Source organism: Streptomyces sp. NPDC001970 (assembly GCF_053594115.1).
In genome coordinates, this window is record NZ_JBSFDW010000007.1 from 142615 (window position 1) to 154323 (window position 11709).

Annotated in this window: 12 protein-coding genes and 1 riboswitch; of the genes, 6 read left to right on the forward strand and 6 right to left on the reverse strand. The window is 70.6% G+C overall.

Features of this window, described 5'->3' with window-relative positions; all coding sequences use genetic code 11:
* Window positions 1-45 precede the first annotated feature (45 nt).
* Both ACWCP0_RS11760 and ACWCP0_RS11765 read left to right on the forward strand, forming a co-directional pair.
* On the forward strand, window positions 46-813 hold the full coding sequence (locus ACWCP0_RS11760) for an enoyl-CoA hydratase/isomerase family protein (protein ID WP_451078659.1): 768 nt from the start codon (window positions 46-48) through the stop codon (window positions 811-813).
* A 273-nt stretch (window positions 814-1086) separates the two neighbouring features.
* Complete coding sequence (locus tag ACWCP0_RS11765) at window positions 1087-1590, forward strand: ATP-binding protein (protein WP_451078660.1); 504 nt, start codon at window positions 1087-1089, stop codon at window positions 1588-1590.
* 24 nt (window positions 1591-1614) lie between these two features.
* On the opposite strand, the gene ACWCP0_RS11770 is transcribed toward ACWCP0_RS11765, so the two are convergent.
* The gene (locus ACWCP0_RS11770) at window positions 1615-2691 is read right to left on the reverse strand and encodes a hypothetical protein (protein WP_451078661.1); all 1077 of its coding nucleotides are present in this window, start codon (window positions 2689-2691) and stop codon (window positions 1615-1617) included.
* A gap of 441 nt (window positions 2692-3132) precedes the next feature.
* On the opposite strand from ACWCP0_RS11770, the gene ACWCP0_RS11775 reads away from it, so the two are divergent.
* Window positions 3133-3933 (forward strand): polysaccharide deacetylase family protein, encoded by an 801-nt coding sequence (locus tag ACWCP0_RS11775; RefSeq protein WP_451078662.1) that lies wholly within the window; start codon window positions 3133-3135, stop codon window positions 3931-3933.
* Complete coding sequence (locus tag ACWCP0_RS11780; protein WP_451078663.1) at window positions 3933-5105, forward strand: YVTN family beta-propeller repeat protein; 1173 nt, start codon at window positions 3933-3935, stop codon at window positions 5103-5105. The genes ACWCP0_RS11775 and ACWCP0_RS11780 overlap by 1 nt, the downstream gene beginning before the upstream one ends.
* Before the next feature lie 42 nt (window positions 5106-5147).
* Here ACWCP0_RS11780 and ACWCP0_RS11785 read toward each other — a convergent pair whose 3' ends face one another.
* On the reverse strand, window positions 5148-5789 hold the full coding sequence (locus tag ACWCP0_RS11785) for a GNAT family N-acetyltransferase (RefSeq protein WP_451078664.1): 642 nt from the start codon (window positions 5787-5789) through the stop codon (window positions 5148-5150).
* Window positions 5790-5884: 95 nt separating this feature from the next.
* Between ACWCP0_RS11785 and ACWCP0_RS11790 the strand changes: the two genes are divergently transcribed.
* The gene (locus tag ACWCP0_RS11790) at window positions 5885-6100 is read left to right on the forward strand and encodes an EF-hand domain-containing protein (protein ID WP_451078665.1); all 216 of its coding nucleotides are present in this window, start codon (window positions 5885-5887) and stop codon (window positions 6098-6100) included.
* Between the two features lie 80 nt (window positions 6101-6180).
* On the opposite strand, the gene ACWCP0_RS11795 is transcribed toward ACWCP0_RS11790, so the two are convergent.
* The 4 genes from ACWCP0_RS11795 to gcvT form a co-directional block, all read right to left on the reverse strand.
* Window positions 6181-7548, reverse strand: a complete 1368-nt coding sequence (locus ACWCP0_RS11795; protein ID WP_451078666.1) for an L-serine ammonia-lyase — start codon at window positions 7546-7548, stop codon at window positions 6181-6183.
* 157 nt (window positions 7549-7705) lie between these two features.
* The gene (gene glyA, locus ACWCP0_RS11800; protein WP_451078667.1) at window positions 7706-8965 is read right to left on the reverse strand and encodes a serine hydroxymethyltransferase; all 1260 of its coding nucleotides are present in this window, start codon (window positions 8963-8965) and stop codon (window positions 7706-7708) included.
* 24 nt (window positions 8966-8989) lie between these two features.
* Window positions 8990-9364 carry a glycine cleavage system protein GcvH gene (gene gcvH, locus ACWCP0_RS11805; RefSeq protein WP_451078668.1) on the reverse strand — a complete coding sequence of 125 codons (375 nt, stop codon included), beginning with the start codon at window positions 9362-9364 and terminating at the stop codon, window positions 8990-8992.
* A gap of 64 nt (window positions 9365-9428) precedes the next feature.
* Entirely contained in the window at window positions 9429-10544 is a 1116-nt protein-coding gene (gene gcvT / locus ACWCP0_RS11810; RefSeq protein ID WP_451078669.1) for a glycine cleavage system aminomethyltransferase GcvT, read from the reverse strand.
* 150 nt (window positions 10545-10694) lie between these two features.
* A riboswitch (glycine riboswitch) is annotated at window positions 10695-10792 on the reverse strand.
* Between the two features lie 128 nt (window positions 10793-10920).
* On the opposite strand from gcvT, the gene ACWCP0_RS11815 reads away from it, so the two are divergent.
* Complete coding sequence (locus ACWCP0_RS11815; protein WP_451078670.1) at window positions 10921-11601, forward strand: AAA family ATPase; 681 nt, start codon at window positions 10921-10923, stop codon at window positions 11599-11601.
* The last annotated feature ends 108 nt before the right edge of the window (window positions 11602-11709 follow it).

Genomic DNA, 11709 nt, shown 5'->3' on the forward strand with positions numbered 1-11709 from the left:
ACAGCACCGGGCCCCCCGTCGTTAACGGCGACTAACCTGCTCGCCATGACCGTTTCTCTCGAAGTCTCCGAAGGCGTCGGCACCATCCGCCTCGACCGCCCCCCGATGAATGCCCTCGACATCGCCACCCAGGACCGGCTGCGCGAGCTCGCCGTCGAGGCGACGGACCGCGACGACGTGCGGGCCGTGATCCTGTACGGCGGCGAGAAGGTGTTCGCGGCCGGCGCGGACATCAAGGAGATGCAGGTGATGGACCACGCCGCGATGGTCAAGCGGTCCCGGGCCCTGCAGGACTCGTTCACCGCCGTCGCCCGTATCCCCAAGCCCGTGGTCGCCGCCGTCACCGGCTACGCCCTGGGTGGTGGCTGCGAACTGGCGCTCTGCGCCGACTACCGGATCGCCGCCGACAACGCCAAGCTGGGCCAGCCGGAGATCCTGCTCGGGCTGATCCCGGGCGCGGGTGGCACCCAGCGGCTCGCCCGGCTGGTCGGCCCGTCCAAGGCCAAGGACCTCATCTTCACGGGGCGGCATGTGAAGGCCGACGAGGCGCTGGCAATCGGCCTGGTCGACCGGGTCGTGCCCGCCGCCGAGGTGTACGAGCAGGCGCACGCCTGGGCGGCGAAGCTGGCGCAGGGGCCGGCGCTCGCGCTGCGTGCGGCGAAGGAGTCCGTCGACGCGGGCCTGGAGACGGACATCGACACGGGTCTGGCGATCGAACGGAACTGGTTCGCGGGGCTGTTCGCGACCGAGGACCGCGAGCGCGGGATGCGCAGCTTCGTCGAGGAGGGTCCTGGGAAGGCGAAGTTCCTCTGAAGTCACCCTGATGCGGGCCCGGTTGGACACGTCGGGCCTTTGCGTCAACCCGGTGGGTGGCTTAAGCGAACCTTAAGAGAACCCTAAGGCACCCCTGCCCGCTGCGCTTGGCGATCATTCGTAAGCGGTGCGTCACCGCAGGTCAGGTGGACTATGGAGGGCCCTGATCTGCCGCTGGCATATGCCAAACCGGTACCCCGGAATCATAGATTCCGGGGTACCGATTCCTCCGGAACGGTCACGCGAGGTGCTCTGGGCGGCCATGATGGGGGCATGGCGGGGCTGGAGGGTACGGAGCAACCGCGGCAGCGCGGAAGTGTGACCGCTGCGCGGTCGATGCCGGCCGTCGAGGACGAACAGGCGCTCAGGGCGCTCGAGTTGTTCGGGAATCCGACGGACGAGGAGGTCCGGCTGCCGTCCCGCCCCGAGTCCGCGGCCACCGCCCGCAGGCTGACGCAGTGTGTGGTGCTGCGTCAGTGGGCGCTCTCCCCGCAGGTCGCCGAGCATGCGATCCTGCTCGTCTCCGAGCTCGTCGGCAACGCGGTGCGGCACACCGGCGCACGGGTCTTCGGGCTGCGGCTGCTGCGCCGGCGCGGCTGGATCCGCGTCGAGGTGCGCGACCCCTCGCGCGGGCTGCCGTGTCTGATGCCGGTGCACGAGCTGGACACCAGTGGTCGTGGTCTCTTCCTGGTCGACAAGCTCTCCGACCGCTGGGGCGTCGATCTGCTGCCACGCGGCAAGACGACCTGGTTCGAGATGCGCGTCTCCGACCGCTGAGTCAGGCCCGGGCGGCGCGCGAGCTCATCGGCCCGGCCGTCCTGCCCCCAGCGCCGCGACGGTGCGCCAGTGGTCGAATTCCCTTGCGGGATCGGCGCTGCGTGCCCAGGGATCGGCCCCGCACCAGCGTCCGATCAGCCGGAACTGCTCCAGTGCCTCCGTATGGCGACCGCCCTTGACCAGCGCCGCCGCCAGCAGATGCCGCACACCGGGAAGCCCGCGGTCGTCGGCCGAAACCTGCGCCAGCCGCTGCCGCACCTCGGTGACCTTGGTCCGCACCTTGCGGCCCTGGTACACCGCGTTGCCCCGCTGTCGCGCCGCCTCGTCCAGAGCGTGCAGATACATGGCGGGCAGCAGGCTGCCGGGCAGGGCCGACTCCATCGCCCGCTCGGCGAACGCGAACATGTCGGGCTGCGAGCCGTGCCACTTCTCGCACCAGTACTGCAGAGCCTGCCAGTGCGCGTCGTAGTGATGGGGAGCCCGCGCCACCAGCTCGTCCCACAGTTCCCTGAACTGCTTGTGCGGCAGGTTCAGTCCCCGCGCGGCGGTGACCATCGTGACCCAGGGGGACGGGTCGCGGGGCGCCATCCGGGCCGCCTCCTGCGCCGCGTGCATCGCGGTCGGCAGCAGCTCCGTGAACAGCGCCATCTGCTGGTCGGAGGTCTTGTTCGCATATGCGGTGCCGCGCGCATCCCAGGCCCGGCCCAGCAGTGCCGCCGCGTGCACGGCGACGGCGGACGCGTCGTCCGGCCGGTTCGCGCGCCACGCCCGCAGCCACTGCTCGTCCTCGGCGGCCACCTCGGCCAGCAGCTGCAGCCGGTCCCAGCGCAGCTCCCAGTCCTCCCCGGCATCGGTGAGGTACGCCGCGGCAGGCTCCCACGCGCCCTGCCAGGCCGCCTCGACGACCCGGCTGACCTCGTCGTCGTGCTCCCGCGGCGGCCCGGCCCGCCGCGCGTCCAGCTCCTCGCGGGGTACGAGCCCATAGGCGGCGGCGTCGATACCGGACCTGGCCCTGCGCTGGAGCAGTGTTTTGCGGGTGACGTCGTAGACCGCCCAGATGAGGACGGTCAGGCCGACGATGGTGAGGATGTCTCTGATCACAAAGAGTGATCATCGCTGGCCCTGGTCACGGAAGACGCACGGACCGGCCACGTTTGTGTCGAGGTGGTGGATGCGCGAGGCGCCTGCACGAAAGCCCCCTGTTGCCGTCGTGCGGCGCCTAGGGGGCTTCATGCGTACGGTCGTGGACTGGGGGGTGTGATCCACGACCGCTGTGGACGACCTGGCCCGGGTCGATGGGGGTCGTGGCATCGACTATGGCAGACGGGGGGCCTTACTGCAAAAGGGTCATACTTGAACAAATTGGTATCTAGCAGCCCAATGCCAAGATGAATCCAAGGTGAAATGAAGCACCAGCCTCGCAAACAATGAATAGATATGGGTTGGGTCGGGAGAACCATCGATTGGGTGGGTCCCGACTCGACGCGGCCCTGAAGTGGGCAGATCGGTATTTTTGACCCCTGTTGCACCTACGGTGTTCGCGTGAATCGGATCGGTCGCCGCGACGCCCTGCGCACGGCTGCACACGCAGGCACGGCCCTCGCCGGAGTCCTCGCCGCCGGATGCACGGAGACCGGCCGCCCGCCCGCCCCGAACCCACCGGCGGCCCCCGAGGAAGCCGCGTCACCGTCGCCCTCCGCGCACCGGTCGTCCTCCGTGCCCGGCCCCCGCCGCATCCCGGGCCTGCCTGCCGAGATCACCCACGGCCCGCGCGACCGCCCCGCCGTCGCCCTCACCTTCCACGGCGGGGGCGACCCCGCCACCGCCCGGGCCCTGCTCACCGAGGCCGAGCGGGCGGACGCCCGGATCACCGTGCTCGCCGTCGGCACCTGGCTGGACGAGCACCCGGACCTCGCCCGGCGCGTCCTCGACGGTGGTCACGAGCTCGGCAACCACACGCTGCGACACCTCGACATCTCGTCGATGACCGAGTCCGACGCGTACGCCGAGATCGCCGGCTGCGCGGAGCGGCTGCGGCGGCTGACCGGCTCGATCGGCAGCTGGTTCCGCCCTTCCCGGACGCGGTTCGCCACCCCGCTCGTCCAGCGCCTCGCCGCCCGGGCCGGCTATCCCCACACGCTCTCGTACGACATCGACTCGCTCGACCACACCGCACCCGGCGCGCCCGCCATCACGGACACCGTCGCCGGCGCGGCCCGGCGCGGTTCGGTGGTGAGCCTGCACTTCGGCTACCCGGACACGGTCGCCGCGCTGCCCGCCCTCCTCGACGAACTGGACCGCCGCGGCCTGCGTGCGGTGACGACCACGGAGCTGGTGACCTGATGCCGCACCCCACCAAGCGATCCACGGCGCTTCTCGCCGCCGCCGCGCTCGCCGTCCTCGCCGCGGCCTGCACCGGCCCCGCGGAGCGGCGCGAGACGGAGCTCGCCCCGCCGGTCCCGTCGACGTCGCCCGCCGTGCCGGCCGGGCTGGCCGGCATGCCGCCGCTCCTCGACCCCAACGACGTCTACGCCGCCAACCGCCCCGGCAGGCTGTCGCCCGTGGTCGCGGACTTCCCGTCGCGGGTGTACGTCCCCAATACCCTCTCCAACACGGTCTCGGTCATCGATCCGGAGACGTACAAGGTCGTCGACACCATCCCGGTGGGCGTCCAGCCGCAGCACGTCGTCCCGTCCTGGGACCTCAAGACCCTGTGGGTGAACAACAACCGCGGCCACAGCCTCACCCCGATCGACCCGGCCACCGGCCGGGCCGGCGAGCCGGTCGACGTGCACGATCCGTACAACCTCTACTTCACGCCCAACGGCCGGTACGCCGTCGTCATGGCATCGCTCGACCGCGAACTGGTCTTCCGCGATCCGCACACCATGGCCATCGCCAAGACCGAGCCGGTGTCCTGCTACGGCGTCAACCACGCCGACTTCTCCGCCGACGGCCGGTACTTCATCGTCTCCTGCGAGTTCTCCGGCGAACTGCTCAAGGTGGACACGGAACGGATGGAGGTGGTCGCCCAGCAGAAGCTGCCGCTCCACGGCGCGATGCCGCAGGACGTGAAGATCTCGCCGGACGGAAAGACCTTCTACATCGCCGACATGACGGCCCACGGCGTGTGGGTGCTCGACGGCGAGCGGTTCACCGCCCCGGTCCTGCTGCCCACCGGCAAGGGTGCCCACGGCCTCTACATCAGCCGTGACTCCAAGGAGATGTACATCACCAACCGCGGCGAAGGCACCATCTCCATCTTCGACTTCGCCGCGGACGACCTCACCAAGAAGTGGCGGCTCCCCGACGGTGGTTCCCCGGACATGGGCGGCGTCTCGGCCGACGGCAAGGTGCTGTGGCTGTCCGGGCGCTACCACTCCGAGGTGTACGCCATCGACACCACGACCGGCGAGCAGCTGGCCCGGATCCCGGTCGGCGGAGGCCCGCACGGCCTCGCGGTCTATCCGCAGCCCGGGCGGTACTCGCTCGGCCATACGGGTGTGTTCCGCTGACCCGGACGTTCCGCCGACCCGGGGGGCGGGACCGCGTCTGCGTCACCCGGCCACCAGCAGTGCCTCGGAGCCGACCGGACGGAACCCCGCCTGCTGGAAGGTCCGCACACTGCGGGCGTTCCCCGGCGACTGCTGCGCCCACACGTGACCCCCGCCCGGGACCAGATGGCGCGCGGCCAGCGCGAGTTCGACCCCGAGTCCGGCGCCGCGCGCCGCCAGCTCCACCTCGACCGCGGCCTCCCAGCGGCCGGCGACCCCGCGGCCCAGGACCAGCACGCCGCCGTCCGCGGCCCAGACGCGTACGTCGTCACGGAACTTGAGGGCGCGCGCCACGCGCGGATGTGCCTGGTCCTGGATCTCGCGCAGTGGGAGCTCAGGACGGCCCGCGCGGGCCGGGGCGACCGTCAGCAGGTCGATCGTGTTCATGGAACGGCCGGTCCTGGCCATCAGTGCGCTCAGGAACGCGGGGTTCATGCTCGCCGCGAGCGGATCGCCGGCCGTGGCGGTCAGGGCGGCCCGGATCCACCCGGGATCCTCGTCGGTGAACACCACCGAGTGCGCGGTGAAGGCCAGCACGCCGGCGTCCCGGGGATTCGGCTGCGGGATCACCGTGGTCGTACCGTCCGGCGGCGGGAACTCGCCGCGCGCCGCCGCCTCCAGGATCCGTGCCAGCGCCTCGTTCATGTCTCCATGGTCTCCCAACGCCCCCAGGGCATGCCGCCCGGCCTGCGTCGACAACCTGACTCCCGTCAGTAATGCACCAAGAAGGGGCGGGTCCAGTGGCGGACATCGAGTCGGCGCGCAAGGCATTCGAGCGGTACGACCTGAACGGTGACGGGATGATCTCGGCCGCCGAGTACAAGAGCGTCATGGCGCAGCTGGGCGACTTCCACGTGACCGAGCCCGTCGCCGAGGCCGTCATCAAGGCGAAGGACGGCAACGGCGGCGGTCTGCTGACCTTCGACGAGTTCTGGGCGTCCCTGAACAGGGGCTGACGTCGCACGCGGACACGGCACGGCCCCCGGCGATCACGCCGGGGGCCGTGCCGTGCCGTGTCCAGGACCGGGGACCGGTCTCAGCACTCGATGATGTTGACCGCGAGACCGCCGCGCGCGGTCTCCTTGTACTTGACCGACATGTCCGCGCCGGTCTCCTTCATGGTCTTGATGACCTTGTCCAGGGAGACCTTGTGGCTGCCGTCGCCACGCATGGCCATCCGCGCCGCCGTGACGGCCTTCACCGCCGCCATGCCGTTGCGCTCGATGCACGGGATCTGGACCAGCCCGCCGACCGGGTCGCAGGTCAGGCCCAGGTTGTGCTCCATGCCGATCTCCGCGGCGTTCTCCACCTGCTCCGGGGAGCCGCCCAGCACCTCGGCAAGCGCACCCGCCGCCATGGAGCAGGCCGAGCCGACCTCGCCCTGGCAGCCGACCTCGGCGCCGGAGATCGAGGCGTTCTCCTTGAAGAGCATGCCGACCGCACCGGCCGCGAGCAGGAAGCGGACCACCCCGTCCTCGTCCGCGCCGGGCACGAAGTTCATGTAGTAGTGCAGGACGGCCGGGATGATGCCCGCCGCGCCGTTCGTCGGGGCGGTGACGACGCGGCCGCCCGCCGCGTTCTCCTCGTTCACCGCCATCGCGTAAAGGGTGATCCACTCCATCGCGAGGGCCTGCGGATCGCCCTCGGAGCGCAGCTTGCGCGCGGTGGTGGCGGCGCGGCGGCGGACCTTGAGGCCGCCGGGCAGGATGCCCTCGCGGGACATGCCGCGCGAGACGCAGGCCTGCATGACCCGCCAGATCTCCAGCAGCCCCTCGCGGATCTCCTCCTCGGTCCGCCAGGCCTTCTCGTTCTCCAGCATCAGCGCGGAGATCGACAGACCGGTCTCGCGGGAGAGCCGCAGCAGCTCGTCACCCGTGCGGAAGGGGTAGTTCAGCACGGTGTCGTCGAGCTTGATCCGGTCCTCGCCCACCGCGTCCTCGTCGACGACGAAGCCGCCGCCGACCGAGTAGTACGTCTTCTCCAGCAGCGCCTGGCCCTCGGCGTCGTACGCCCAGAGGGTCATGCCGTTCGCGTGGTACGGCAGCGCCTTGCGGCGGTGCAGGACCAGGTCCTCGTCGAAGTCGAAGTCGATCTCGTGCACACCGAGGACGCTGATCCGCTTGCTGCTCTTGATCCGTTCGACCTGGTCGTCGGCGGTCTCGACGTCGACCGTGCGGGGAGACTCCCCCTCCAGGCCCAGCAGGACCGCCTTCGGGGTGCCGTGGCCGTGGCCGGTCGCGCCCAGGGAGCCGTAGAGCTCGGCCCGGATCGCGGTGGTGTGGGCCAGCAGGCCCTCGTTCTTCAGACGGCGGGCGAACAGGGCGGCCGCCCGCATCGGGCCGACCGTGTGGGAGCTGGACGGGCCTATGCCGATCGAGAACAGGTCGAAGACCGAGATGGCCACGGGGGTACTCCTAGGGGTGGTAGACGCCGTTGTCCGCCAGGGTGATGCAGAAGAACGAACGGGCGGTACGTGGTGCGGGGCACCGCATTCACCCGGTACGTGTGTGCGGTGCCCCGTTTGTTTTCCTTCGGGCTGGTGCGGCAGCCGTCAGAGGCTGTTACAGACCAGGGTAAAGCGGGTGCTTCGCGGCGAGCGCCGAGACGCGTGCCTTGAGGGCCTCACCGTCGTACGAGGGCTTGAGCACCTCGGCGATGATGTCGGCGACCTCACGGAAGTCCTCGGCCCGGAAACCACGGGTCGCGAGCGCCGGCGTGCCGATCCGCAGGCCCGAGGTGACCATCGGCGGGCGAGGGTCGTTCGGGATCGCGTTGCGGTTGACCGTGATGCCGACCTCGTGCAGCCGGTCCTCGGCCTGCTGGCCGTCCAGCTCCGAGTGTCGCAGGTCGACGAGGACCAGGTGGACGTCCGTGCCGCCGGACAGGACCGAGACGCCCACCTGCTGCACGTCGTCCTGGACCAGGCGCTCGGCGATGATCTTCGCGCCCTCCAGGGTGCGCTGCTGGCGCTCCTTGAACTCCTCGGAGGCCGCGACCTTGAAGGAGACCGCCTTGGCCGCGATCACGTGCTCCAGCGGGCCGCCCTGCTGACCGGGGAAGACCGCGGAGTTGATCTTCTTCGCGAGCTCGGCCGTGCAGAGGATCACGCCGCCGCGCGGGCCACCCAGCGTCTTGTGGGTGGTCGTGGTCACGACATGGGCGTGCGGCACCGGGTTCGGGTGCAGACCCGCGGCGACCAGGCCCGCGAAGTGGGCCATGTCGACCATCAGGTACGCGCCGACCTCGTCCGCGATCCGGCGGAAGGCGGCGAAGTCCAGCTGGCGCGGGTACGCGGACCAGCCGGCGACGATCAGCTTCGGCTTGGACTCCTTGGCGAGCCGCTCGACCTCGGCCATGTCGACCTGGCCGGTGGCGTCGTCGACGTGGTACGCGACCACGTTGTAGAGCTTGCCGGAGAAGTTGATCTTCATGCCGTGGGTCAGGTGCCCGCCGTGCGCGAGGTTCAGACCCATGATCGTGTCGCCCGGCTTCAGCAGCGCGAACATCGCGGCGGCGTTGGCCTGGGCGCCCGAGTGCGGCTGCACATTGGCGTGCTCGGCGCCGAAGAGCTCCTTGATGCGGTCGATGGCGATCTGCTCGACGACATCGACGTGCTCGCAGCCGCCGTAGTAGCGACGGCCCGGGTAGCCCTCGGCGTACTTGTTGGTGAGGACGGAGCCCTGGGCCTCCATGACCGCGACCGGAGCGAAGTTCTCCGAGGCGATCATTTCCAGGGTGGACTGCTGGCGGTGGAGCTCGGCGTCGACGGCGGCGGCGACGTCCGGGTCGAGCTCGTGGAGAGGGGTGTTGAGAAGCGACATCACGCGGTCCCTAAGGGTGTCTGGTCAGCTGGCGAAGTCGGTGTACTCGTCCGCGGAGAGCAGGTCCTGCGGCTCGTCCGCGACGCGCACCTTGAACAGCCAGCCGCCCTCGAACGGGGCGGAGTTCACCAGCGACGGGTCGTCCACCACGTCCTGGTTGGCCTCGACGACCTCGCCGGTCACCGGGGAGTACAGGTCGCTGACGGACTTGGTCGACTCCAGCTCGCCGCAGGACTCGCCCGCGGTCACCGTGTCACCGACCTCCGGGAGCTGGACGTACACGACATCGCCGAGTGCGTTCGCCGCGTGCTCCGTGATGCCGACCGTCGACACGCCGTCCTCGGCGGCCGACAGCCACTCGTGCTCCTTGCTGTAGCGCAGCTGCTGGGGGTTGCTCATGGCCTGAATTCTCCTGTACGCGGGGGAGTGCTGCTGATGGGGGCTGCTGGAGTGACTACGAGGGCTACTTCTGGCGCTTGTAGAAGGGGAGCGCCACGACCTCGTACGGCTCATGGGTACCGCGAATGTCGACGCCCACGCCTTCGGCGCCCGGCGTGGCGTGCGCCGCGTCGACATAGGCCATGGCGATCGGCTTGCCCAGGGTCGGGGACGGTGCGCCCGAGGTGACCTCGCCGATGACCTCGCCGCCCGCGACGACGGGCATCCCGGCGCGCGGCACCCGGCGGCCCTCGGCGATCAGGCCGACCAGCTTGCGCGGCGGGTTCGTGGCGGCGCGCCCGGCGGCGGCCTCCAGGGCCGTACGGCCGACGAAGTCACCCTCCTTCTCGAACTTCACGACCCGGCCGAGGCCCGCGTCGAAGGGGGTGAGCTCCGTGGTCAGCTCGTGCCCGTACAGCGGCATGCCCGCCTCCAGGCGCAGCGTGTCGCGGCAGGACAGGCCACAGGGCACGAGCCCGACGGACGCACCGGCCTCGGTCAGTGCCTGCCACAGCTTCTCCGCGTGCCGCGGCTCGACGAAGAGCTCGAAGCCGTCCTCACCCGTGTAGCCGGTGCGGGCGATCAGCGCGGGGACGCCGGCGACGGTGCCGGGCAGGCCGGCGTAGTACTTCAGTCCGTCCAGGTCGGCGTCGGTGAGCGACTTGAGGATGCCGGGTGACTCGGGGCCCTGTACGGCGATGAGCGCATAGGCGTCACGGTCGTCGCGTACAACGGCGTCGAAGTCCTGGGCACGCTCGGTGAGGGCGTCGAGAACGATCTGCGCGTTCGAGGCGTTGGCGACGACCATGTACTCCGTCTCGCCGAGGCGGTAGACGATCAGGTCGTCCAGGATCCCGCCGTCCTCCCGGCAGATCATCGTGTAGCGGGCCCGGCCGACCGCGACCCCGCCGATGTTGCCGACGAGCGAGTGGTCCAGAAGAGCGGCGGCCTGCGGCCCCGTGACGGTGATCTCACCCATGTGCGAGAGGTCGAAGAGACCGGCCCTGGTGCGGACGGCGGTGTGCTCGTCACGCTCACTGCCGTACCGCAGCGGCATGTCCCAGCCGGCGAAATCGGTCATGGTCGCGCCCAGCGAGCGATGCAGCGCATCGAGGGCGGTCAGACGGGGGGTGGTGCTCATGGATAGGGCTCCCAGGGCATGACTGGCGAGGACGATCCTCCCCATCTGTCATCGAAACCTGAGAGGTTCATCACGACCACATGTGCGGGTGATCGCGACTTGCACCTTGGGTGGAGTCACAGGACCTGCGACTCGCTTTTCAGATCTGCCTCGTCGCGCGCGGTACGGGGCCTGAGAGATTCAAGGGAGGTACTTGCTCCTTCGGCGCCCGGCGCACAAAGTGGCCAGGACTCTCCCGCGCGGATTCAAGCGGCCGGTATGCAGTTTGCGCGGACATCATTGCACGGGCGCTCCGATCGGCAAATCACTTGTTGGTCATTACCTTTTCTTTAAGCTTCCTGGGCAGGGTCCCGATGACCCGACAAGGGGGAGAGCGATGACGTTGCAGCGGTCAGGTGCCTATATGACGACAACAGCAGGTGTGCGCGTGCGCGTGCAGCCCGGCGTGCCCGCCCGAGGGCTGCTGGGGATGCCCGCGCCCGTGGTGCGTGACCTGCGGGAGCGTGGGGGGCGCGGCCCGCGGAGCCTGATGTTCGCCCCCGGCGACGTGGTCGTGATCTCCGGGCTGCCCGGGAGCGGCAAGTCCACGCTGATCCGGCGCGCCGCCGAGGGCGGCGGGATCGACTCCCAGGACACCCGGGACCGGTGGGACGAGCGAATGCCGCGGCTCGTGCCGTACGCGGCGTATCGCCCGCTGGTCCGCGTCGCCCACTATGCCGGGCTGTGGCGCGCGCTGCGTTCCGGCGCGGGTGTGGTCGTCCACGACTGCGGCACCCAGTCCTGGGTGCGCCGCTGGCTGGCCCACGAGGCGCGGCGGCGCGGGCGGGCGCTGCATCTGCTGCTCCTCGACGTCAGCCCTGCTGTCGCCCGCGCGGGTCAGCGGGACCGGGGCCGTGGCGTGTCGCCGTACGCCTTCAGCCGGCACCGGTTCGCCGTATCCCGCCTCGTCCGCGACGCGGAGCGCGGCCGCCTCCCCGCGGGCTGCTCCTCCGCCACCCTCCTCGACCGCGACGCGGCGACGACCCTGACCCGCATCGGCTTCACGCCGGCGCCCTGAGGCGCCGCCGCCTGCGAGGACCTTCCCCTGCCTGCGGCGCGCAGGCCCCCGGCCCCGCCCCGGGGGGCCGCCCGGCATCGTCCGGCGGGCCGGGGTGTCCGTCCTCGA

Bases quoted from the DNA above. Each gene is read 5' to 3' on its own strand.
- ACWCP0_RS11760 (WP_451078659.1), top strand. From the start codon at position 46: ATGACCGTTTCTCTCGAAGTCTCCGAAGGCGTCGGCACCATCCGCCTC.
- ACWCP0_RS11765 (WP_451078660.1), top strand. From the start codon at position 1,087: ATGGCGGGGCTGGAGGGTACGGAGCAACCGCGGCAGCGCGGAAGTGTG.
- ACWCP0_RS11780 (WP_451078663.1), top strand. From the start codon at position 3,933: ATGCCGCACCCCACCAAGCGATCCACGGCGCTTCTCGCCGCCGCCGCG.
- ACWCP0_RS11785 (WP_451078664.1), bottom strand. From the start codon at position 5,789: ATGAACGAGGCGCTGGCACGGATCCTGGAGGCGGCGGCGCGCGGCGAG.
- glyA (WP_451078667.1), bottom strand. From the start codon at position 8,965: ATGTCGCTTCTCAACACCCCTCTCCACGAGCTCGACCCGGACGTCGCC.
- gcvH (WP_451078668.1), bottom strand. From the start codon at position 9,364: ATGAGCAACCCCCAGCAGCTGCGCTACAGCAAGGAGCACGAGTGGCTG.
- gcvT (WP_451078669.1), bottom strand. From the start codon at position 10,544: ATGAGCACCACCCCCCGTCTGACCGCCCTCGATGCGCTGCATCGCTCG.
- ACWCP0_RS11815 (WP_451078670.1), top strand. From the start codon at position 10,921: ATGACGTTGCAGCGGTCAGGTGCCTATATGACGACAACAGCAGGTGTG.